This window comes from Microcoleus sp. ARI1-B5 (genome assembly GCF_036705795.1).
Taxonomy (GTDB): domain Bacteria; phylum Cyanobacteriota; class Cyanobacteriia; order Cyanobacteriales; family Microcoleaceae; genus Microcoleus.
Map to the genome: position 1 here is coordinate 1 of NZ_JAUBVK010000034.1, position 23198 is coordinate 23198.

Annotated in this window: 11 protein-coding genes; 6 read left to right on the forward strand and 5 right to left on the reverse strand. The window is 46.4% G+C overall.

The genetic code is table 11. The features are described from left to right. Nucleotides 1-68: 68 nt before the first annotated feature. The 5 genes from QUB63_RS30030 to rsmI form a co-directional block, all read right to left on the reverse strand. Nucleotides 69-1082: an aromatic ring-hydroxylating dioxygenase subunit alpha gene (locus QUB63_RS30030; protein ID WP_332949025.1), complete on the reverse strand. Its 1014-nt coding sequence runs from the start codon at nt 1080-1082 to the stop codon at nt 69-71. A 305-nt stretch (nt 1083-1387) separates the two neighbouring features. Continuing rightward, nucleotides 1388-1750 (reverse strand): hydroxyisourate hydrolase, encoded by a 363-nt coding sequence (uraH, locus tag QUB63_RS30035; RefSeq protein WP_332949026.1) that lies wholly within the window; start codon nt 1748-1750, stop codon nt 1388-1390. A gap of 218 nt (nt 1751-1968) precedes the next feature. After that, nucleotides 1969-3129, reverse strand: a complete 1161-nt coding sequence (gene hpxO, locus QUB63_RS30040) for an FAD-dependent urate hydroxylase HpxO (RefSeq protein ID WP_332949027.1) — start codon at nt 3127-3129, stop codon at nt 1969-1971. 160 nt (nt 3130-3289) lie between these two features. Then, nucleotides 3290-4510: a glycosyltransferase gene (locus tag QUB63_RS30045; protein WP_332949028.1), complete on the reverse strand. Its 1221-nt coding sequence runs from the start codon at nt 4508-4510 to the stop codon at nt 3290-3292. An 84-nt stretch (nt 4511-4594) separates the two neighbouring features. Then, nucleotides 4595-5476, reverse strand: a complete 882-nt coding sequence (rsmI, locus tag QUB63_RS30050; RefSeq protein ID WP_332949029.1) for a 16S rRNA (cytidine(1402)-2'-O)-methyltransferase — start codon at nt 5474-5476, stop codon at nt 4595-4597. 48 nt (nt 5477-5524) lie between these two features. Between rsmI and QUB63_RS30055 the strand changes: the two genes are divergently transcribed. From QUB63_RS30055 to QUB63_RS30080, 6 genes are all read left to right on the forward strand, one after another. Continuing rightward, complete coding sequence (locus tag QUB63_RS30055; protein ID WP_332949030.1) at nt 5525-6388, forward strand: sugar kinase; 864 nt, start codon at nt 5525-5527, stop codon at nt 6386-6388. 249 nt (nt 6389-6637) lie between these two features. Continuing rightward, nucleotides 6638-7768, forward strand: coding sequence for a cupin-like domain-containing protein (locus QUB63_RS30060; RefSeq protein WP_332949031.1), 1131 nt, complete (start codon nt 6638-6640; stop codon nt 7766-7768). 566 nt (nt 7769-8334) lie between these two features. Then, nucleotides 8335-9213, forward strand: coding sequence for a 3'(2'),5'-bisphosphate nucleotidase CysQ family protein (locus QUB63_RS30065; RefSeq protein ID WP_332949032.1), 879 nt, complete (start codon nt 8335-8337; stop codon nt 9211-9213). A 443-nt stretch (nt 9214-9656) separates the two neighbouring features. Continuing rightward, nucleotides 9657-17252 (forward strand): FG-GAP-like repeat-containing protein, encoded by a 7596-nt coding sequence (locus QUB63_RS30070; protein ID WP_332949033.1) that lies wholly within the window; start codon nt 9657-9659, stop codon nt 17250-17252. 56 nt (nt 17253-17308) lie between these two features. Next, on the forward strand, nt 17309-18385 hold the full coding sequence (locus tag QUB63_RS30075; protein WP_332949034.1) for a hypothetical protein: 1077 nt from the start codon (nt 17309-17311) through the stop codon (nt 18383-18385). A gap of 154 nt (nt 18386-18539) precedes the next feature. Continuing rightward, the gene (locus QUB63_RS30080) at nt 18540-23084 is read left to right on the forward strand and encodes a DUF4347 domain-containing protein (protein ID WP_332949035.1); all 4545 of its coding nucleotides are present in this window, start codon (nt 18540-18542) and stop codon (nt 23082-23084) included. Nucleotides 23085-23198: the final 114 nt, after the last annotated feature.

Below are 23198 nucleotides of genomic sequence, written 5' to 3' on the forward strand. Positions count from 1 at the left end.
AACTGTCAACTGTCAACTGTCAACTGTCAACTGTCAACTGTCAACTGTCAACTGTCAACTGTCAACTGTCAACTGACTTTAGTTTGTTCGACTTCGCCGTGCGCTTTTAAGAGTGCAGCAATTTTGCGGCGGATGATGATTCCCGGCTTATCTGTAATCATGTGCTGTTCTTGCGCGATGTCGAGCGGCACGTCCCAGTCAGTTGTTTCTAAAATCCGCTTGTCCTCTAAAGTAACAGCGCGATCGAAGGCAATAATATCGCTGGTTTTTGCCTCATTTTCGGTATCGTTGCGGAGGCAAAACTGCACCATTTGAGAAGTCGAATCGTCAATCGGAGTCATGGTATTGACGATGATGTGAACCAGTCCGTTCGGGTACGCAATCCGCAGCTTGACGGTAAACGGCACAAACCAAACTCCGTCTATTGTGCGCACGGTTTCTTCTTGCTCTATTTTTAAGTTTTGCTGCTGCTGTGCGGGATTGGCGACACCTAAAACACTTCGATAATGCAGTTCCCATTCTGTTTCTGTAAACTCCATCACATCCGGCGTGAGATGCTCTTCGCTGCCGAAGGTTGTGGTATGTACAAAAGTAGGATGAGCCATATCTAATTCATTTTCCATTACCCGCAATCCCGCACAATTCCAAGGCTCGTAAAATTCGTGAATTTGGCGGTAGTTCGGGTCTGCTGCTTCGGGAATGTCGGGAATGTCTGCGATTGGTTCGCCCAAACAAACCCAAACGTATCCGTAGCGATCGCAAGCCTGATAAGATTTTACTTTATAGTTGCCAGAAATCGCGCCGTTTTGCTGTTGGGGAACGCGGACGCAAGTTCCTGACGAGTTGAATGTCCAGCCGTGGTAAGCACAGGAAATGTTGCCGCTGACAACTTTTCCCAGGGAAAGTTTAGCCGTGCGGTGACAGCAGCGGTCTTCTACTGCTGCGGGTTTGCCTTCGGAATCTAACCAAAGTGCGATCGGCTGACCTAACAATACAAAAGGTTTTGGTTCGCCGCCCAATTCGGCGACGGGAATAACAGGATACCAGAAGCGTTTGAAAACAGGTTGTTTTGTGACTAACATGGTGTTTTTTTATCTGAAATTAATTATTCAACATCTCCCCTATTTAGTTAAAGCATGGTGCGTCGCTCCAACAATTTTGGATATTTACAAATATATAGCCTTTCTTAGGTTTCTGGAGGTACAATTGAGAAATTGGTAATTGATAATTGGTAATAGCTTGAGAGCGAACCTCACTTTCTTGAGAACTGCTATATATGGGCGATGCACCCTACCGCGATAAACACTGCGCCCTCAACTGTCAACTGTCAACTGTCAACTGTCAACTGTTTGCTGTCAACTGTCAACTGTCAACTGTCAACTGTTAATCAGCTACCGCGATAGGTGCTGTACGACCAAGGCGAAACTAACAGCGGTACGTGATAGTGCGAGCTTGTATCGGCGATGCCGAACTGAATTGGAACGCTGTTTAAAAAAGGCGGCTCGGGCAAATTTTCGGCGGACAGCGCGAAGTATTCGCCAACGGCAAAGACTAATTCATAAACTCCCGGTTTGAGTTCGCTTTCTGATAGTAACGGAGCAGCGGTGCGGCCGTCAGCATTAGTTGTTACAGTTTTTAGCAGGATTTTTGCGCCGGAGTTGGGGTCAATTGATTGCAGGGCGATCGACATATTTGCAGCCGGACAGCCGCGGGCAGTGTCGAGAACGTGAGTAGTAAGTTTGCCTGACATTATTGTAATCTTAAATGCTAATTTTTGATTGATTTTTCCGCTAATTTTCCTCGTGTAAGAGAAGAGAAGAAGAGAGCCAGAGCCTCTGGATATCGGTTTCCAAGCAGAGCCAGGGAACCAGTTTACATCTGCTACATCCGCTATAAAATCCGTTGCCGAACTTCCTTCTTCCTATCCGTTACATCCGCTACAAAATCCGTTGCCGAACTTCCTTCTTCTTAGTGCAAGGGCCCTGCCATGATGACTTTGGCTATTGCATCGGTTACGTCGGTTGGCTGTTCCTTAGCCAATTGTTCGTACCACTTATCTGTCACGTCTGCATCTTTGCCGTGAATTTGTTCGGCACGCTGGCGCGCTTTTTCGACAACTGCATTAGCCCGCTGCTTGCGCTCGGTTTCGTAACGTTTGAGCGCGTATTCTACGCCTAAATTCGTGGTAGAAAGGTAGTTGCTGAGTACCAGTCCATCTTCCATTGCCTGACAGCCTCCCTGTCCGAGATCCGGGCAGGTAGCGTGGGCGGAATCTCCCAGCAAAGCAACTCTACCGCGAACGTAGCAGTCGATCGGTCCTACGTCGTGAATTTCGGGACGGGCGACTGCTGCGGGATCGAATCTTTCTATCAGCAATTGCACTGGTTCGGCCCAACCTGTAAAATGTTCTTTAAGTTCGGCTTTATAGTTGTCGGGATTGGCGGGAGTGCCTGTGGGTAAGGGAACATCGAAGAAAAAGTAAAATCGATCGCCCGCTACGGGCATCAATGAGGCGCGCTTGCAGTCGCCGACATAAATCGCCCAAGTATTTTTCGGCGCTAGTTCTTCATCTGCGGAAACCAGCCCGTTCCAGTTGATGTAGCCGCCGTATTTCGGCTGTACTTCGCGGCCCAATACATATGTTCGCAAAATTGAGCGAACGCCGTCAGCCGCCACCAGCAAATCGCCGCGCGCTTTGTCTCCGTTCTCAAAGATTGCAGTTACACCTGTTTCGTCTTCTTCTACGGCAATACATTTGCGATCGAGCTTGACTTCTCCCTTAAAAGCTGCTAATAACATTTGTTGTAAATCGCGGCGGGCAACCGGATAAGGACGCTGACCGACTTGTTGAATTAGCGGCATTAAATCGATGTCATTTAGCAGTTGACCGATTTTGGTGCGGTATTCCATGCGCTCCATTTTTCCGCCAATTTTTGCCATTTTTTCGCCTAAACCCAAGCGGTTGAGAACTTTGACGCCGTTCGACCACAGGGAGATGCCAGCCCCTGCAGGACGCAGTTCTTTTACGCGATCGTAAATTTCAACTTCATAACCCGCTTGTTGTAGGGCGATACCCGCAGTTAAGCCGCCAATTCCTGCACCGATGATGACAACTTTCAAGTCGTGCATTCTGTGTTTCTCCTGCTAAATGACATCCTAATACCATTTTAGATTTTAGAGTTTAGATTTTCGTATCGAGAATTACATTTGAAGTAGGGTGCGTCAGCTTGCATTTACTCGATCGTCATCAAACAAACCCAACTGACGCACCCTACATATTAATTTGCAATTATCCTAAAAACTTGGTTAATTCGCCGAGATTTTGCCCGATCGCATTTGTCCCGCGAATGTGAGACAGGGGAGAACCTCCGTACAAAAAACTATCCAAACTAACTTGATAATTTTGCTGCACCGCCAAATCCAGCCACAAATTCTTAAATGCTGCTCCCGGTTTGTAGTCGGGAATGTTGTGCTGGTAGTAGGGAAAACTATCAATGCAAGTGTTAAAGAAGTTCTTGCGACCGCAATGCTTTAAATACTGATATCGCGGTTTGAATTCAGTTTGATTTTCCAAGACTGTATGAATAGTATCGGCTAAGGATTCCGGGTCGAATTTGGCGTAAAGACCCGCACCTTCCGGGAAAACGGGCGAGTTTCCTCTTGCGTATTGGTTGAATTCTTCAAAACAAATTACTGGTACGTTGCAACTCATTGCTTCGGTAATTCCCCGGTTTTTTCCTTCGAGGAGGGAACCCAGCACGAATGCTTGCGCCCGCGAATAATAGTTAGGGATTTCTTGGTAGTAGTCAACTCTCGGCAGTAAGTTAATGTAGTCGGAGGGATTGCCTAAAATTGTTTCTATTTGTTGCCATTCTTTTAAGGCGTGATCGTCGAGAGTTTTCAAGTTATTGACATCAAATTCGTGACCGCTGACAACTGTTAATTTTATTGGTTTTTGCGGATACTTCTGGCGGTAAACTTTTAAGGCTTTGGCAATCATCGGCAAGTTCTTTTCTTCGGAAATTCGGGCGACAGCGAGGAGTTCGATGTCTTTGGCGGGGACGTTGCGAGGAGAAATTAAGTATTCGTTGATGAAGTCTGTGTCTTGCAGCGGTATAATTGGTTTGTTGGCGCGATCGGGATATGTTTCGCGAAACCACTTTGCTCGCTGCGGGTTTTTGTATAAACTGGAGTAGGCGTCGGCTATTGGCGCCCAAGAGTAGGACGTTCCGGGGGAATAGGTGAAGGAGAAAAATGCTGAGGAAAGTTGCGGAAATAGTTTGTTGATGAGTTCGACTCCTTCGCTGAAGTATATCCCTTTGATGAATTTTCCTTCGTAAAATAGCGGCGGAAGCAAGACGTAGAAACTGACTGTATCGAAGCGGTGGGGTTGGTCTTCAAATATCTCCCAGCTAAAGGCGTCTAAGTCTGCATAGATTTCGGCGATTGGTTTGTTGATGTGGGGGTTGCGTAAATATGGTTTTTGTCGATCGTAGTTTCCGCGTACCATATAATTTATTAGTGTGATTATTTAGCTTTTTTTATTTAACCGCAGAGGGCGCAGAGGGCGCCCAGAAGGAGAAGAGAGAGTTATTCACAAGTCATCTAAGGGTTGTTCTGGTGATTCATTGTCGCCAATTGTGAGGGCGATTTGGTAGATTTGGCGGCGGGGGAGGGAGGTTTGTTGGGCTATTTGTCGGCTGGCTTGGGAACGACTTACTCCTTCTGCGATTAATGTTTGCAATTCTGCTTTGATGGCGTCTTCTGAAAAAATTGGTGCGTCTGTTTGGATGCCGCCAATCACGAGGGTGAATTCTCCCTGGGGTTCGCGTTTGGTGTAAAGCTCGATCGCACTTTCCATACTACCCCGCCAAAATTCTTCGTGCATTTTTGTCAATTCCCGCGCCAGCACAATCTGTCTGTCGCTTCCCAAGGTGTTTGCTAAATCTTGTAAAGTTTGGCGCAACCGGTGCGGAGATTCGTATAAGATAATAGTGCGGGATTCTATTTGCAAAGCTTCTAAAATCCGCTGGCGTTCTTGACCTTTGGCGGGCAAGAAACCTTCAAATACAAATCTGTCTGTAGGCAATCCCGAAGCGCTAATCCCGACAATGCAGGCGCTCGGCCCGGGAATCGGAATAATGTTAATATTAGCATCGGCGCAAGCTTTGACTAACTCGTATCCGGGGTCAGAAATTCCCGGCATTCCGGCGTCGGTGACGAGGGCGATACTTTTCCCTAACAGCAGTTTGTCGATTAATTCCGGGAGTCGCTGGTGTTGGTTGTGTTCGTGATAGCTGATTTGGGGGGTTTTGATTTGAAAGTGGTGCAAAAGTTTGCCTGTGTGGCGCGTGTCTTCGGCGGCGATGAAGTCTGCTGTTTGCAAAATTCGGACGGCGCGAAATGTCATGTCTTCGAGGTTGCCGATCGGCGTTCCGACAATGTAAAGTGTTCCTGTGTTAGGATTTGGCTGCATTTGGATATTTTTTATTTTAACCGCTCCTTAACGCGGATTCACGCAGATATGAAGACTGGATTGTTTTTGGGATTGGCGACTTTAGATTTAGTTTATTTGGCCGTTGGGCCTCCGGGCGAAAATCAGAAAGTTGTTGCTGCTGATTGTACCATTGCTGCGGGCGGGCCGGCGACAAATGCTGCGGTTGCTTTTAGCGGTTTGGGGAATGCGGCGGTATTGGCGGGGGTTTTGGGCACTCACGCGATCGCCCAACTAATCCGTGCAGACTTAGCGGAGTACAATGTCAGGATAATTGATTTGCAGCCCGGGCGATCGCACTCCCCGCCAGTCTCTTCGATTATCGTAACTCAAGCAACGGGCGATCGGGCAGTAATCTCAGTGAATGCTACTAAATCCCAGGTTGACAGTCAAGCAATCAACCCCGATATTTTAACATCAGTTAATATCATACTGTTTGACGGACATCAAATCGCCGCCAGCCAAGAAATTGCTCAACTCGCCCAATCAAAAAACATTCCAATCGTACTAGACGGCGGCAGTTGGAAACCCGGATTAGAAGAAATATTGCCCTTCGTTGAATGGGCTGTATGTTCGGATAACTTTCATCCGCCCGACTGCAACAATTCCCAACAAGTCTTTGCATATCTCTCAGCAGCCGGAATTCCCAACATTGCCATCACTCGCGGCGAAAAACCGATTCAATACCTCAGCAATGGCAGTTTCGGCAGTTTAGAACTGCCTCAAATTCAAGCCGCAGACACTTTAGGCGCCGGCGACATTTTTCACGGCGCTTTCTGTCACTACATTATACAAGAAAAGTTTACAAATGCCCTAACCGCCGCTGCTAAGATAGCCAGCCATTCCTGCAAATTTTTCGGAACCCGCCAATGGCTCAAAAACATTCAACCTTAACTTTAAATTAACACAAATATCCGGACACCCGCGATCGCACCCAGAAAACTCAAACAGCCAACACTCGTTAAGCTAAAATAGTCATAGCAACCCTTACAAGATTTGTGAACCACTCTCCTCTCTTCCTTCGCGCATGAAAGCGTCTTCGCGGTTCGTAAAAAAAACACATTCACAAATCCAACAAAATTGCTATATTAGTTAAGCAACTTCAAGCAAAACCAAACTACCCCAAAACAAAACACTCGAATCATGCCTGACACCCAACCCCTAACCATCACACTTCCCCCTTTGCGGATTACCCTAACCGAACAACAACAGGTTAATCTAGAATGGCTGACGCAAAACTTGCCCAATCTACTCGCAGCGCCAAGCAAACCCGAAGTCCCCGACAACATGAAACAGTGGGTGGCTGCCAACAAATTATTAAATCAACCCGACGAAGAAATCATTAAAGCCCTAGTAAGTACCGGCATTGATGCAGAAACAGCAACCGCAGAAGTTACCCAAATATCCTCTCATCCGTACTTCCAAGCCGGCAGCCATTACGTGCAGTTATTGCAGAAACTGGAATCGCAACTCAGCATCAACAATCAATTAGCTGCCCTCTCTTCCAAGTTTGGCACAATCGAACGCAAAAGCAGCCTTTCCCGAGAGTATTTTTTAGAGAATTACTACGCCAAAAATACTCCGGTAATCATTACCAACATCATGCACAACTGGAAAGCATTGCAGTTGTGGACGCCGGAGTATTTGCAGCAAAAATACGGCGATGCAGAGGTGGAAATTCAAGCCAACCGCAACTCTGATCCGGATTACGAAATTAAGGTACACAACCATAAAAAAACCGTTTTGTTCCGCGAGTATATAGATATGGTAGTCAACAGCGGGCCCAGCAACGACTACTACATGGTGGCTAACAACCAAACTCTGGAAAGAGAGGAATTTAAACCGCTATTCAACGACTTTGAGATTTTCCCAGAATACCTGAATCCAGGCGATACAAAAGGCAGAGTTTTCTTTTGGTTCGGCCCGAAAGGTACGATTACACCGCTGCACCACGACCCGGTTAACTTAGTTTTAGCACAGGTATCGGGACGCAAACTGATTAAGTTGATTTGTCCGCAGCAAACGCCTCTGCTTTACAATCATGTCGGAGTTTTCAGCAAGGTTGACGGCGAAAATCCTGACTATGACAAATATCCGCTTTACAGAGAGGCGAAAATCATTGAGGTGATTTTGGAACCGGGAGAAGTTATCTTTATTCCTGTCGGTTGGTGGCACCATGTAAAATCGCTGGATGTGAGTATTTCGGTTTCGTTTACTAACTTTGTGTTTCCCAATTATTATGAATGGAAATATCCTCATATTAATTGGTCGTAGGTGGGGTTCGCTTCATCAAAAATATCCCATAATCCCGTAGGGGCGGGTTCGCCAACCATTTATAAAACCCACAAACAATCTCATAAACCCGCCCCATCCCCACCCTTATTTACATCAACATTTAGCAAATAAATTATGGTACATTTTGATTGTTCGTGGGGCAGGGCGGGTTTATGAGATTATTCATTTTTCGCGTAAATTGTTGGCTCACGGGCCCCTACAATTTTTTTATTTTTCTGTTTTAATTAGCGATATAGTCTCATAACAAACGTCCCAAAATCCCGTAGGGGCCCGCGAGCCAATTATCTATTCAACCCACAAACAATCTCATAAACCCGCCCCATCCCCACCCTTATTTACATCAACGTTTTACCAATCAATTCGCCGTACATTTTTATTGTGGGTGGGGGCGGGTTGACAATATTATTTATTTTCACCATAAATTGTTGGCTCACGGGCCCCTACAAATTGGGTTGATTATAATAGTCGTAGGGTGGGTCAGTTAGTTATTTTCGATTATTATGAAGTAGATGCAATCTGACGCACCCTACTTAAATCGATAAAAAATGAAAAATCTCGAAGAATTAAGCGAAATTGCGCAGGCCGCCGCTTGGGGTGCCGCAGATATTTTACAATCCTATTACCGCCCCGATTCCAACACTCCAAACCTGGACATTCAAGAAAAAAAAGACGGCCCCGTTACCGCCGCCGATGTAGCGGCCAATTCTTACATCCTAGATGAATTGCAGTCGGCTTTAGGGAATGCAGAATTTGGCTATCTCAGCGAAGAAACTTACAAATCTTATTTAGAAAGTTGCGGTCAAATTCCCTTACCTCAATCTTGGGTTTGGATTATTGACCCTTTGGACGGAACGCGCGATTTTATTGACAAAACAGGGGAATTTGCGGTTCACATTGCTTTAGCCTTCGAGGGAAGACCCGTATTGGCTGTTGTGGCTTGGCCGGAACAGCAAAAGATTTATTATGCAATCCGGGATGCGGGTGCTTTTGGGGAAAGTCGCACTGGTTGTGCGGTGAAATTGCAGGTTTCTGCGCGCAATATAGTGGCAGATTTATCTATAGTAACCAGTCGCAGTCACCGGGACGATCGCCTAAATCAATTATTGCACAAACTGCCCTGTCAAAATCAACTTGCTGTCGGCAGCATCGGCTGCAAGATTGCGACGATTGTCGAGCAAAAAGCTGATGTTTATATTGCTCTTTCGGGCAAGTCTGCGCCGAAGGATTGGGATTTGGCGGCGCCGGAATTGATTTTGACGGAAGCGGGCGGCCGATTTACTCGTTTTGACGGTTCTGCTTTGCAATACAACCGGGGAGATGTCAGTCAGTGGGGGGGATTGTTGGCGAGTAACGGTTGCTGTCACGATGCTTTGTGCGGGGATGCTGAGAGGCTTTTGGCTGAGATTGATTCGGGTTTGCGGTAATCACATTGGTTCGCAGCATCGGAATGCGAGTCCTCATAAAATCAGAGGACTCGCATTCCGATGCTGCGAACCTTTTTTTCATCGCACATAACCTTACTTAGCTAAAGTATGTATCAAAATTGCTCAGTGTGAAATTCTGTACAATTGCACTTACGTTTCAAAAATATTTGTGGTAAACCCATCTCCCATTCATCCCAGTAATAATACTTAAATATTTTTTCCCTATTTATCAAAAATTTAATTAACCAGGTATTCTTAATAAAATTTAATACGTATTTATGCGTAAAAATGTTAGGTTATGGTTACTACAAGAGAGATTCCCTATTTAAGTTATTGCGCGGGGATGCTATGTCTTTCTAAATCAAAATTGATAGATAGTTTCGGACGCAAGTCACGAAATTGGGGAATTTTTGTCTTTTTTTGAAACCCCAGTCAGGTGTATTATGCCAAATTTTAATATTCCAATTTCAGTAAAGTCGATCGCCTTTATCGACACAGCCGTACTCGACTATCAGACTTTAGCAGACGGCGTTATCCCTGGAACACAAGTAATTCTATTGGATTCTAACTGCAACGGCTTAGAACAGATTGCAGAAGCGCTGCGGGGAGAGACATTTTCAGAAATTCACATCATCTCTCACGGTACACCGGGCAGCCTGCAACTAGGTACAATTCAGTTGAGTTGGGAAAAGTTGAGCGCGAAGGCTGACAATTTTGTCACAGCAGTTAAAGAATGGGCGCGATCGCTAATACCTAATGCTGAAATTCTGCTTTACGGCTGCAATGTTGCTGAGGGAAATTTAGGTAAAGCATTTGTACAGCGTTTGAGTCAGCTAACTGGGGCTAGTGTTGCAGCTTCTTCCAAGCTGACAGGCAGTGCAGCATTGGACGGCGGCTGGGAATTGGATGTAACAGCAGGGAAAATAGCAGCATCTTTAGCATTTTTGCCGCAAGTTCTGACAGGTTACAATTACGTTCTCTCCGGCTTCAGTAGGGCCACCAACTTCAGCGCCGGCTTGACTGCGACGGCAACTCCCATTTCGATCGCAGCAGGCGACTTGAACGGCGACGGCTTCCCCGACTTAGCCGTGGCAAACCTTAACTCCAGAGATATTTCTATCTTGTTAGGAACTGGTACGGGCAGCTTTGGTACTGCTGCCAATTTATTTAACCCCGGCAACGAGGTTCCCAATGCCATTGCACTCCGGGATTTTAATGCAGATGGCAACCTCGATTTAGCTGTAGCGAATCCTATCACCGGTACCAACGGCGATTTCGTTTCGATCCGGCTGGGGACAGGTACAGGTAGTTTTGGTAATCCTACCAACTTCGGTTCAGGGATAAATCCGAAGGCGATCGCAGCGGGCGACTTTAATGGAGATGGCAAGCCCGATCTAGCCACAGCCGGTAGCAACATTTCAATTCTTTTGGGAGACGGTACTGGTAGCTTTAGCAATCCCGTTAGCATTAATGCAGGGGCATATCTTTCGATCGCCACAGCCGACTTTAACGGCGACAACAAACTCGATTTAGTCGCGTCGAACAATAGCGCTACTAACAATATTTCCGTGATGTTGGGGAACGGTATTGGCAGCTTTAGCGCCCCCGTTAACTTTAGCGCGGGGACAGGCAATCATTTTGTCGTTACAGGCGACTTTAATGGCGACGGCAAACTCGATCTCGCCGCATCGAACAGTTCCACTAACAACGTCTCCGTCTTGTTGGGGAATGGTACGGGTAATTTTGGTACTGCCACCAACTTTAGTATCGGATCGTCTCCCACATCTGTGGTAACGGGCGACTTTAACGCCGACGGCAAACTCGATATAGCTGCATCCAACAGCGGCGATAACAACGTCTCAGTCTTATTGGGGGATGGTACGGGCAGTTTTGGTAGTGCCACTAATTTTAGTGTTGGGACAACTCCCCGTTTCATTGCTGCTGCTGATTTTAATGCTGACGGCAAGTTGGATCTAGCTACGCCGAACTTTTCCTCTAAAAATGTCTCAATTCTGCTCAATATTGCGGCAAATTTCGGTGCGGCTAACTATAGCGCTACAGAAGACAGCACCGATAAAGTAGTTAATGTACCGGTAACTCTCAATGCTATTCCTGCTGTCGATGTTACCATCCCGATCGCAATTAACCCCAGCAGCAGTGCCACCCCTAATTCAGACTACACCTTTTCACCTACAACTATTACTTTCCCCGCCGGAACTACTACTCTCACTCAGAATATAGCAGTTACTATCAAATCTGACGATATCCCAGAGACAGACGAAACAGTTGTTTTCAACTTGGGCAGCATTGCAGGAGGTTCTGCGGGTGCAATTTCTCAAACTACGCTGACTGTTGCGGCCAACGATGCAGTTGCTTATGCTGTGACTGCTGGCATTCCCGCAGTTGCCGAAGGCAATACCGGCACAATTCCCCTCACTTTTACCGTGACTCGCAGCAGCGGTAGCGGTGCGGTGAGTAGCGTCAATTATGCGATCGCCGGGACTGCTATCAGCGGTACGGATTATAACAATATTGGCGGCACTTCTGGGGCAACCGGCATCACTGGTACAGTTAATTTCGCTGCGGGCGAAACATCCAAAACGATTACTTTGGATGTTTTAGGCGATAGTGCGATCGAACCTGACGAAACTATTACTGTCACCTTATCAAATCCGGTTGCACCCGGCCCGACTCCGACTATTACTACTGCTAGCGCGACAACTACTATTACTAATGACGACACTGCCGGCATTGCCGTCAATCCCGCTAGCGGATTAGTGACGACAGAAGCGGGCGGCACTGCGACATTTACCGTCAAACTCAATACTCAACCGAGTGCTAACGTTAGCATTGGTTTGAGTAGTTCCAATCCGGCAGAGGGAACAGTTTCTAGCAATAGTTTAACCTTCACTCCTGCCAACTGGAATCAAGCGCAAACGGTAACGGTGACTGGTGTTGATGACAGCATTGCTGATGGCAGTAAAACTTACAATATCGTTACCGCTGCGGCTGTCAGTACCGACAGCAATTACAACAATGTCAATCCCTCGGATGTCGGCGTTACTAACAGCGACAACGAAACTCCTGGCATTACCGTTAACCCGACAGCGGGATTAACTACGACTGAAGCCGGTGGAAAAGCTAATTTCAACATTGTACTCAACACGCAGCCGATCGCACCAGTGGCGATCGCACTCACCAGTTCCAATCCCGCAGAGGGAACTGTTTCGACAAATAGCCTAACTTTCACTTCCCTTAACTGGAATACTCCGCAGACAGTAACGGTAACAGGCGCTGACGACAATATTGCTGACGGATCTCGCGCTTACACTATTGTCACCGCTGCCGCTGCGAGCACCGATCCCAATTACAGCAACCTCAATCCCACCGATGTCACTGTTAGCAATAGCGATAACGATACAGCAGGTGTCACCATTTCTCCTGCGATCGCAACTGCAACAGAAGGATTGGCGACTGGCAGTTATACAATTACACTAAATTCGCAGCCGATCGCACCGGTAACAGTTAGCTTTAATACGGGCAGTCAAATAAGTGCGATCGCACCGATTAATTTCGACACGACTAACTGGAATGTCGCGCAACCAGTCACTGTCACCGCTGTTGACGATACGGTTGTTGAAGGAAATCATACGGGGGCGATCGGTCATACCGCTACCAGTACCGACACTAAGTATAGTGCGATCCCGATTGTGGACGCGACGGTGGCGATCGCAGATAACGATGTAGCACCAGTCGCACCAACTCCCACGCCAGTCACGCCAACGCCGACACCAGTCACGCCAACTCCCACGCCAGTCACGCCAACGCCGACACCAGTCACGCCAACGCCAACGCCAGTCACGCCAACACCGACACCAGTCACGCCAACGCCAACGCCAGTCACGCCAACGCCGACACCAGTCACGCCAACACCGACACCAGTCACGCCAACGCCGACACCGACACCAGTCACGCCAACGCCGACACCGACATTAGTCACGCCAACGCCGACACCAGTCACGCCAACGCCGACACCGACACCAGTCACGCCAACGCCAACGCCAGTCACGCCAACGCCAACGCCACCAGTCACCGCAGGCGCACAGAAGAATTGGTGCGGTGTAGAAGCTGGATTAGATAAACTTGAGAAAATTCTTGACAACCAATTACAGGCAGTTAACCTACCAATTGTCGGCCCCCTCAAGAACATTTCCCCAGATTTTATTAGCAACTTCAAGACTAAGCTAGTCGATGCAGTTAAAAATGGGGCAAATCAAACAATAAGTCAGTTAGAAAGTAGCATCCGCACAGCACTTGGGCCTGATTTCACAGTCGCTCTAACTGGGAATTCAACACCGGATGACAGCACCTTGCTAATCACCCTTGGCAAGCAATATCAGTTCCCAGATATCAACCTCTCAAAAAACCTAGGAGTCCCGGCTTTAAGCTTAGATGTAGATGGAAAAGCCAAATCAAAATACAACTACAACTTGTCCCTAGGAGTTGGTGTTAGTAAAGAGTTTGGCTGCTACATAGATACCGACAAAACAAAGTTAACAGCCAACATAGACTTGGGTCTAGATGACCAATTCAAGGCCAAAGGCAACTTAGGCTTTTTCCAAGTAGACCTGGCCAACGATACTAAAAACCCCACTAAAGTCGATGCCAACCTGGAAGTCAAGCTCAATGACTTAGACAATCTTGGCGGCCCCAATGATGGCTCTCGCCTCACCTTGCCAGAACTGCAAGGCAGCTATCAGTTTAAAGACTTATTCAATGCCAACTTAAAGAGCAATGCTAATCTCGGCTTGCAAGCCAAGACCAGCATCAACGGCAATGCAGCATTCCCATCCTACAACTTCGACTTAGCAGTCAATTGGCCGATTCTCAATTACGCCAACGGTCAATTAACTGGCCCGCCAAAACCCACAGTTGCATTTAACAATATGCAGCTAGATTTAGGAACATTTATCAATAACTTTGTCAAACCAGTTATCGGCCAAATTTCTGATGTCATTAAGCCATTACGACCAGTAATTAAATTCTTGAATACTGACACAAAATTACTTTCACAGATTGGTCTATCTGGGTCGTTTGATAAAAACGGAGATGGCCAAGTCAGCGTATTAGAAATGGCAGCCAAACTGTCGGGTCGCGATGTCGATACTCGTTTTTTAGATGCCGTTGCCAAAGTTGATAAAGTGGTTGATTTGGCAAACCAAATAGCTAGCTCTCCCGATAAAATTGATTTTGGTTCCTACACTTTGGGGGCGATAGATGTTTCTGATGCAAATGCCAATCTTCAGAATGCTGTAGTTTCATCAAAAGGTTCTGATGAAAGAAGCCAAAGTTCTCTAATACAAAGCATTGACCAACAAATCAATTCTAAAACAAGCGGCAAAGTCAAAGAATTTTTAGAGGCTTTAAAAGATGTTGAAGGTTTGGATTTACCGCTTTTAACCAATCCAGAAACTGCCATTCAGTTACTGATAGGCAAACCTGATGTTTCGGTCTTAAGCTATCAGATGCCGAAACTAGAATTTGCCTTCGATGTTAAGCAAAAATTTCCGATTCCGCCCTTGCCACCTCCGATCGCTGGTTTACTCGAAGGAAATCTTAGTGTTTCAGCTCATCTAGGATTTGGCTACGATACCTACGGATTAAACCAGTGGAAAAACTCTAATTTTGCTGCGGATTCTGCTGACAAAGTTTTGGATGGATTTTATGTAAGCGATCGCGAAAATGCTGACGGTACAGGGCCAGATGTTGACGAACTCAATATTGACGCTAGCATTAACGCAGGTGCTGGGATAGATCTGAAAATTGCCGAAGGTTTTGTCAAAGGTGGAATTCAAGGAAAAGTCGGCATCGATTTAATAGATATCGGAGAAGTCCAGCCGAAACAAGGCGGCGACGGAAAAATCAGAACATCGGAAATTACTTCCCGCATCAGCCAACCTTCGACACTGTTTGATGTCACAGGAACAGTCAATGCTTTCTTGGGCGCTGAAGTTAAGTCAATTTCAGTCAAATTCTGTAACAAAACCACTCCAGCCGTCAAAGTTTTTGGAAAGACTATCATTCCTGCAATCACCATCCCTTATCCTTGCGGATTGGATTACAAAACAGTCTACGATAATCACTTTGCCACATTTGAGTTAGCCAAGTTTGGTGTAGAGCCAACTATTGCAGGCCCACGTCCTCGTACAGTACCACAGCCACAGCCAACTATTGCAGGCCCACGTCCTCGTACAGTACCACAGCCTTCTATCACCAGGGGACGTACTCCTGTAGTGCCACAGCCAACTTCTCCCACCAGGGGACGTACTCCTGTAGTGCCACAGCCAACTTATCCCACCAGGGGACGTACTCTTGTAGGGTCACAATCGCAGTCGAATGATGGCGACAGTACAGAACCTACTACATCAGGTGTGTTGCCCACAAGGGGTAGAGCTGTTAACAGTTATCTCGCGGGAGCAAAGGTTTTCTTTGATGCAGATTTCAATGGCATTCAAGATGACAGGGAACCGTTTACAATTACTAACGTTGATGGCAGTTTTGATTTAGAAGTTTCTCTCTTCAATTTCGATCTAAATAACAGCGGCGACCTCGAACCGGATGAAGGCAGAATTGTCATTTCAGACGGCATCAATACCTCTACTTATTTGCCTCAAGAAGCGCCCCTATTTGCCACGCCAGATGCTACTGTTGTCACTCCGCTAACTACTCTCATGACCGAGTTAGTCGAGCAAGGAATTAGCGTAACTGAGGCACAGAATCAGGTGAAATCAGGACTTGGCTTGTCGTCGGAAATTGACTTGACTAGCTACGACCCGCTACAGGCAATTACTCAAAACGATCCGAACGGCTTAGCTGTTTATGCTGCACACGCGAGCGTACAAAATACCATTGTCTTGGTAACTAATTTAATTAGCGGTGCTTCAACTACTGCTAAAAATGAGATAGCCGATCGCATTATTTCCACTCTTGCCAACCAAATTAAATCGGGCACTCTCGATTTAAGCAATGCAGCACAATTGCAGACGATTATTCAGTCGGCAGCAAGTGAACTGCTTTCGGCGCAAGTATCTGGCATTGCCTCCGATGCTGCGAAAATTATTGCAGAGGGCAATCAGCGGATAAAGGCGATCGCCTCCACCAATTCCTCGCCTTCAGATGCAGCCACCGAAATAGCCCGGGTACAACTGGTAGAACAGGGTGAAGTCGCCAAAGACTTGCAGCAAGTAGCAGCAGGAACTAAAACGATTCAGCAGGCGATAGCAGAAAATACGGGTGCATCTTTAAATACCCAAATTCAGTCGGCGACAGCTAACAACCCGAATGTCGGAAATACTGTAACAGATGATTCCAGCGCACCTTCAAATCCCCAAGAACCCTTTCCCGATAGCGGTATTGAATTCGTCAAAGACGGTCAAAACTTTACCGAAAGCACTGATGGTGATGATACTCTAGTCGGTAGCGCTGCTGATGACATTTTGCGCGGCCAAAAGGGAAATGATTTCCTATTTAGTCTAGATGGCAATGATTGGATGAATGGCAATCAAGGCAGTGACTTGACTGATGGCGGAATCGGCGACGATACTCTCTACGGCGGTAAGGGTTTTGATACCTTGACAGGTGGCGCTGGTAATGACTTTATTTCTGGCAATCGAGGCGAGGATATCCTGATGGGTGAAAAGGGCGACGATACTCTCTACGGCGGTCAAGGTAATGATATCTTATTGGGAGGTGAGGGTAACGATTACCTCAGCGGCGATTTGGGAGATGATACGTTAGTGGGAGGCCTGGGGAGCGATCGCTTCCTACTATCTAATGATTCGGGCATCGATACCGTTACCGATTTTGAGGATGGTAAAGATTTGCTGATTCTCGGTAATGGAGTGACTTTTTCACAATTGGCAATTACTGAAAGCAACGGCATCACTCAGATTAGTTTTGCCTCAAGCGGCCAAGTTTTTGCCTCTTTAATTGGAGTGTCTGCCACTGCGATCGATGCTGCGGATTTTAGTTTGTTATAGTTGTCGATACTATCAAACCTACTTTTTCGATATTTGCAACTCCGATATGGTGTATCATGGTAAAATCAAACCTGACAAAGCCTTACGAAATTGACTTAAGAACAGGCGCGATCGCAGGTACGCCGAACCAGTTTATTACTCTCGTGCAACCTCCGACTGATGCCAACGGCGACAGTTGGTTAGAAACGTTAGTAAAGATAAATTTTCAAGGTTTTACCACCGTTAAATTTATCGTTGACTGTGGTGAAACACCATCAGGATGGACGGTAAATATTGGTAATTCGGCATCGAATGACGGCTATGGAGGGGATGGGGGGACTCAAAGCAATGATGCCGAAATGCAGATTGCAAATGGGAATATGGCTGTTTTTGGTAACGACTACAATACACCTCCGGGCGCTCAAATTATCCAGGGAAATGTTCCTAATTTAGTAAGTAAGGGTTCCCGTATCGAGTTAGAAATTAGCAACAAACATCTGGCATGGAACAACTACAAAGGACTGCAAAATAGCTTGAATTCGCCCTACTTGTATGCTACTGCCAGTCAAGCTGATGCGACGGGATCGGTCAACTCCAGCATCTATGCTAGCTTTAATAGGGTGATTAGCGGGCGATCGGACCGTTTGGGTTCGGGAGTGAGGAAGGTAACTATTCTTCTCGATCCGATCGAGTATGCTATTACTCCTCACGCTGTGGCAATTGCAGAAGGCAATTCTGGCACTACTACTCCTGTTATTTTTACCATCACTCGCAAAGGCGCTACCTCCTGGGCAAGTTCCGTAGATTATGCGCTCGGTGGTAGTGCTACAAACAGCAGCAATTACAATAATATTGGGGCGACTTATCGGGCAACAGATATCACAGGTACGATCGACTTTGCAGCGGGTGAAACATCCAAAACCCTCACTCTCTATGTGGTGGGCGATACACAGTTTGAACCTAATGAAACGATTGCGGTTGCATTGTCAAATCCTGTAGCACCTTTTAGCTCTTATATAACCACTGCGATCGCCACAACTACGATTGACAATGATGACGGCTTAGTAGCTAATATTAATGTTTATTACGCGATTGCCGCCGTAGGATTAGCAGTCATGATTCTAAGTATAGCAAAATTGCGTTCCATGACCTGACGGCATTGATTTTACATTAAAATTAATTAACCGGGCGTTTTGAAAGAAAAATTTACATATATCCTCGAAGAAAGCTGTTATTGTTGCTACAACACATATTCCGCTGGCAATTTTTTACACACAGATGCTGTGTCTTGGTCAATATAGGTGTATTATGCCAAATTTAAACGTTCCAGTTTCTGTAAGAACGATCGCCTTTATCGACACTCAAGTACCAAATTATCACAGTTTGGTGGCTGGAGTAACACCGGGCACGGAAGTTGTAGTGTTAGATGGGAACAGGGATGCGATCGACCAAATTACTGATATTTTAGCTCATCGCACCAATATTGACAGCATCCACATTATCTCCCACGGCAGTCCCGGAAGTCTGCAACTTGGCAAAACCAGATTTTCCTTAGATAATTTAGAAACATATTCGCAGCAATTGCAGAAGTGGCAGAATGCTTTTACAGACAGTGCGGATCTTCTGATTTACGGTTGCAATGTGGCATCGGGGCCTCGCGATTGCCCGAAAGTCCGCCGGGGAATTAATTCCCCGTCTCATAGCGAAAGTCGGTTGAAACCGACTGGGGATAGCAATATTAAACAGTCCACAGGCAGAAACCGGGTTTCTGGCAAAGATTCTGGATCTAGACCGATATTTATCGGTCAGAAACCCGGTTTCTTTGGGCTCATTGAGCGTGATGCAATATCTCAGTTGAAACCGACTGAAAACAAGGTCGCTCTTCAGTCCTCTTTAGAGGACTTTTGCTGTGAGACGGGGAATTCATTCCCCGGCGGTACCGGGGAACAAGCGAGAGATTTAGATGTAGGTTTAGAAATAGATGGTTTCGCCTTCATCCAGCGCATTGCCCAACTCACAAATACCAATGTTGCAGCTTCCAAAAACCTCACGGGAAGCGCGGAAAAAGGCGGCGACTGGAAACTAGAAGCAACAACCGGGGAAATTAACACACCGCTAGTATTTGCAGAAGAAGTGTTAGCTGGTTACGAATATATCTTACCTATTGAACCCTACGAGATAGACTTAAAAACAGGCACGAGTACAAGTACGCCAAACCAGTTTATTACTCTCTTGGAACCTCCGACTGATTCCAACGCCGACAGTTGGTTAGAAACGTTGGTAAAAATCGATTTTCAAGGCTTAACCAGCGCTAAATTTATCGTTGACTACGGTACAACACCATCAGGATGGACGGTAAATATTGGTGATTCGGTATCGAACAACGGTTTTGGAGGGGATGGAGGAGATCAGAGTAATGATGCCGAGATACAGATTGTGAATGGGAATATGGCCGTTTTTGGTAACGACTACAATACACCTCCGGGCGCTCAGATTATCCAGGGAAATGTGCCTAATTTTGTAAGTAACGGTTCTCGTCTTGAGTTAGAAGTTAGCAACCAAAAGCTGGCATGGAACAACAACAACGGACTGCAAAATAGTTTAAATTCGCCGTATTTGTATGCTCTTGCCGGTCAACCAGATGCCGCCGGAACAGTTAACTCCGATATTTATGCTAGCTTTAACAGGATTATTGATGGGCCATACCGCGTGGGTTCGGGGGCTAGAAAGGTAACAATTATTCTCGATCCGATTGAGGTTAATTTTGGTGCTCCTAGTTACAGCGGCACAGAAGGAACTACAGACACGATAGTTAATATTCCCGTTACAATCGATAGCACTCCCAACACTACGGTAACTGTACCAATCCTCATCAATCCCAGCAGCACGGCTACCCAAAATTCTGACTGCACCTTTGCCCCTACAACTGTTACTTTCCCCGCCAATACTACTAATCTCACCCAGAATGTTGCAGTTACTATCAAACCCGACAACATAGCTGAAAATGCCGAAACCGCAATTCTCAACTTTGGTACAATTACAGGTAGCCTTGCAGGTGCGATCGATCGCACTACGCTAACTATTGCTGCCAACGGTAAAATTTCTTATGCCATTGCGACTGAGATTCCTAGTATCAAAGAAGGCAATACTGGCACAACTAAGCTAATTTTCACCGCGACTCGCAGCGGCGACATTGGTGCGGCAAGTAGCGTAAATTATACGATCGCCCCAAGTGCTACCAACGGCAGCGACTACAATAATATCGGCGGCACTTCTGGGGCAACTGCTGCTACTGGCACGATTAATTTTGCAGCGGGTGAAACCTCAAAAACCATTACTCTTGATGTGTTAGGCGACGCAGTAGTAGAATCCGATGAAACTATTGCGATCGCGCTGTCGAATCCTGTTGCACCGGGTATAACACCTACGATTGCTGCTGCAACGGCTACAACTACGATCGCGAATGATGATAAAGCAGGTATTAAAGTCATACCTCTGAGTGCTAACATTACAGAAGGCGGCGATCCAGGTAGTTATGCAGTTCAACTCACGTCGCAACCTTCTGCACCGGTTACTATCAGTTTAACTGCGGGCGATCGCATTAATCAAATTGCGGCAATTACTTTCGATCGCAATAATTGGAATGTTCCTCAAACTGTTTCCGTTAGCGCGATCGATGACAATATAGTGCAAGGGGTGCTCGCTGGCACGATTACTTATGCAATTAGCAGTAACGATGCCAATTATAACAGCTTAACAATTGCCGATATTACTATACCGATCGGCGATAACGATCGCGCTGGTGTTTCTATTATCGAGTCAGCAGGCAGTACGGAAATCGGCGAAGGCGGTGGCACAGATACTTACAGTCTGGTTCTCACTTCTGAACCTGTTGCCCCAGTTACGATTAACTTTAATCCGGGCAGTCAAATAAATGCGATCGTACCTGTGACTTTTACACCGAAGAATTGGAATGTTGCTCAAAATGTGACTGTTAGTGCGATCGATGACAATCTCTCGGAAGGGACGCACAGCAGCACTATTACTCACACAAGTACCAGTACCGATGCTAATTACAACGGCTTGACAATTCCCAATGTTACTGCATCGATCGCTGATAACGATCGCCCTGGTGTTTCTATTATCCAATCAGCGGGGAGTACGGAAATCGGCGAAGGCGGTGCCACAGACACTTACAGTCTGGTTCTCACTGCTGCACCTACTGCACCAGTTACGATTAACTTTGACGCGGGCAGTCAAATTAGTGCGATCGCACCTGTCACTTTTACACCTGATAATTGGAATGTTGCTCAAAATGTGACTGTTAGCGCGATCGATGACAGCATCGCCGAAGGAACCCACAGCGGCACGATCGCTCACAAGTCGGTCAGCGACGACACTAAGTATAATGAGCTGACGATTTCTCCTGTGACTGCCGCGATTGCTGACAACGATACGGCAGGCGTGACTGTTTCACCGACGACTACAACTGCTACGGAAGGAGGTGCTACAGGTACTTACAGCGTCAAACTCAATTCTCAGCCGATCGCACCTGTGACGGTTAGTTTCGCTACAGGGACTCAAATTAATGCGATCGCCCCGATTACCTTTGACGCTACTGACTGGAATGCGGCAAAACCAGTTACAGTAACGGCTACAGACGATACGGTGGTTGAAGGAAGTCATGCGGGGGCGATCGGTCATACAGCCACGAGTGCTGATACTAAGTATAGTCAAATAGCAATTTCCGGTGTGACAGTGGCGATCGCTGATAACGACACAACACCAACACCAATAATAACTCGGACTAGGACTCCAACACCAACGCCGACACCAACTCCAACTCCAACTCCAACACCAGCGCCGGAAGTAACGCCAACGCCAACGCCAACACCTGCGATCGTAATTCCTCCCCCCGCCCCAACTGATGCACCTCAAACCCCTGACACCGATTGTATTTGCCGTACAATTGTGCCTCCAGAGCTCAACCAACCCCATCAAGTTGATGATACTCTGTACGACAACGGCAGCAACATAAATCAGTTTGGCACTCTTCAAAATGATGATTTCTACGGCAGTGAAAATCCCAATCTTTTCGATGCCAAAGAAGGCAATGACAATCTTTTTTGTGGCAATAGCAATGACTCTGTTAACGGCAACGAAGGGAGTGATTTTATTGTTGGCAACCTGGGAGATGATTTACTGTTTGGAGGCAAAAATAACGATATTGTATTAGGAGGTGAAGGAGAAGACATCATTTTTGGCAATCGCGGTCGCGATTCTATTAATGGGCGAGAAGATGATGATTTTATTAACGGGAATCAGAGTGATGACTGGCTTGATGGGGGTAAAGGCAATGATTCTTTGTTTGGCGGGAAAGATAACGATTTAATGATGGGTAGTGAAGGCAATGATACCCTCTTAGGACATTTAGGCGACGATACTTTGTGCGGCGGTCAAGGTGATGATTATTTGAGGGGCGATCGCAATAATGACTTGATAGATGGAGGTGAAGGAAACGATCGCATTTATGGGGGTGAAGATGATGATACTTTGATTGGCTGTGAAGGTGATGATGTTTTATCGGGCGATTTGGGTAATGATAGTTTGATTGGAGGCCTTGGGAGCGATCGCTTTTTACTATCTAATGATTCGGGCATCGATACTATTACCGACTTTGAAGATGGCAAAGATTTGCTGATTCTCGGTAATGGAATGACTTTTTCGCAATTGGCCATTACTGAAAGCAACGGCATAACTCAGATTAGTTTGGCCTCAAGCGGACAAGTTTTTGCTTCTTTAATTGGAGTGTCGGCCAATCAGATTAATGCTGCGGATTTCAGTTTGCTGTAGTTAGGATTTAAAGCGCTCTCGCTCTCGATGACCCGGTTTCTCAAAAAAACCGGGTTTTCTCGGGAAAAATCGCCCAATGATATCAATTCCGGGCAATTACCCGCGATCGAGGTT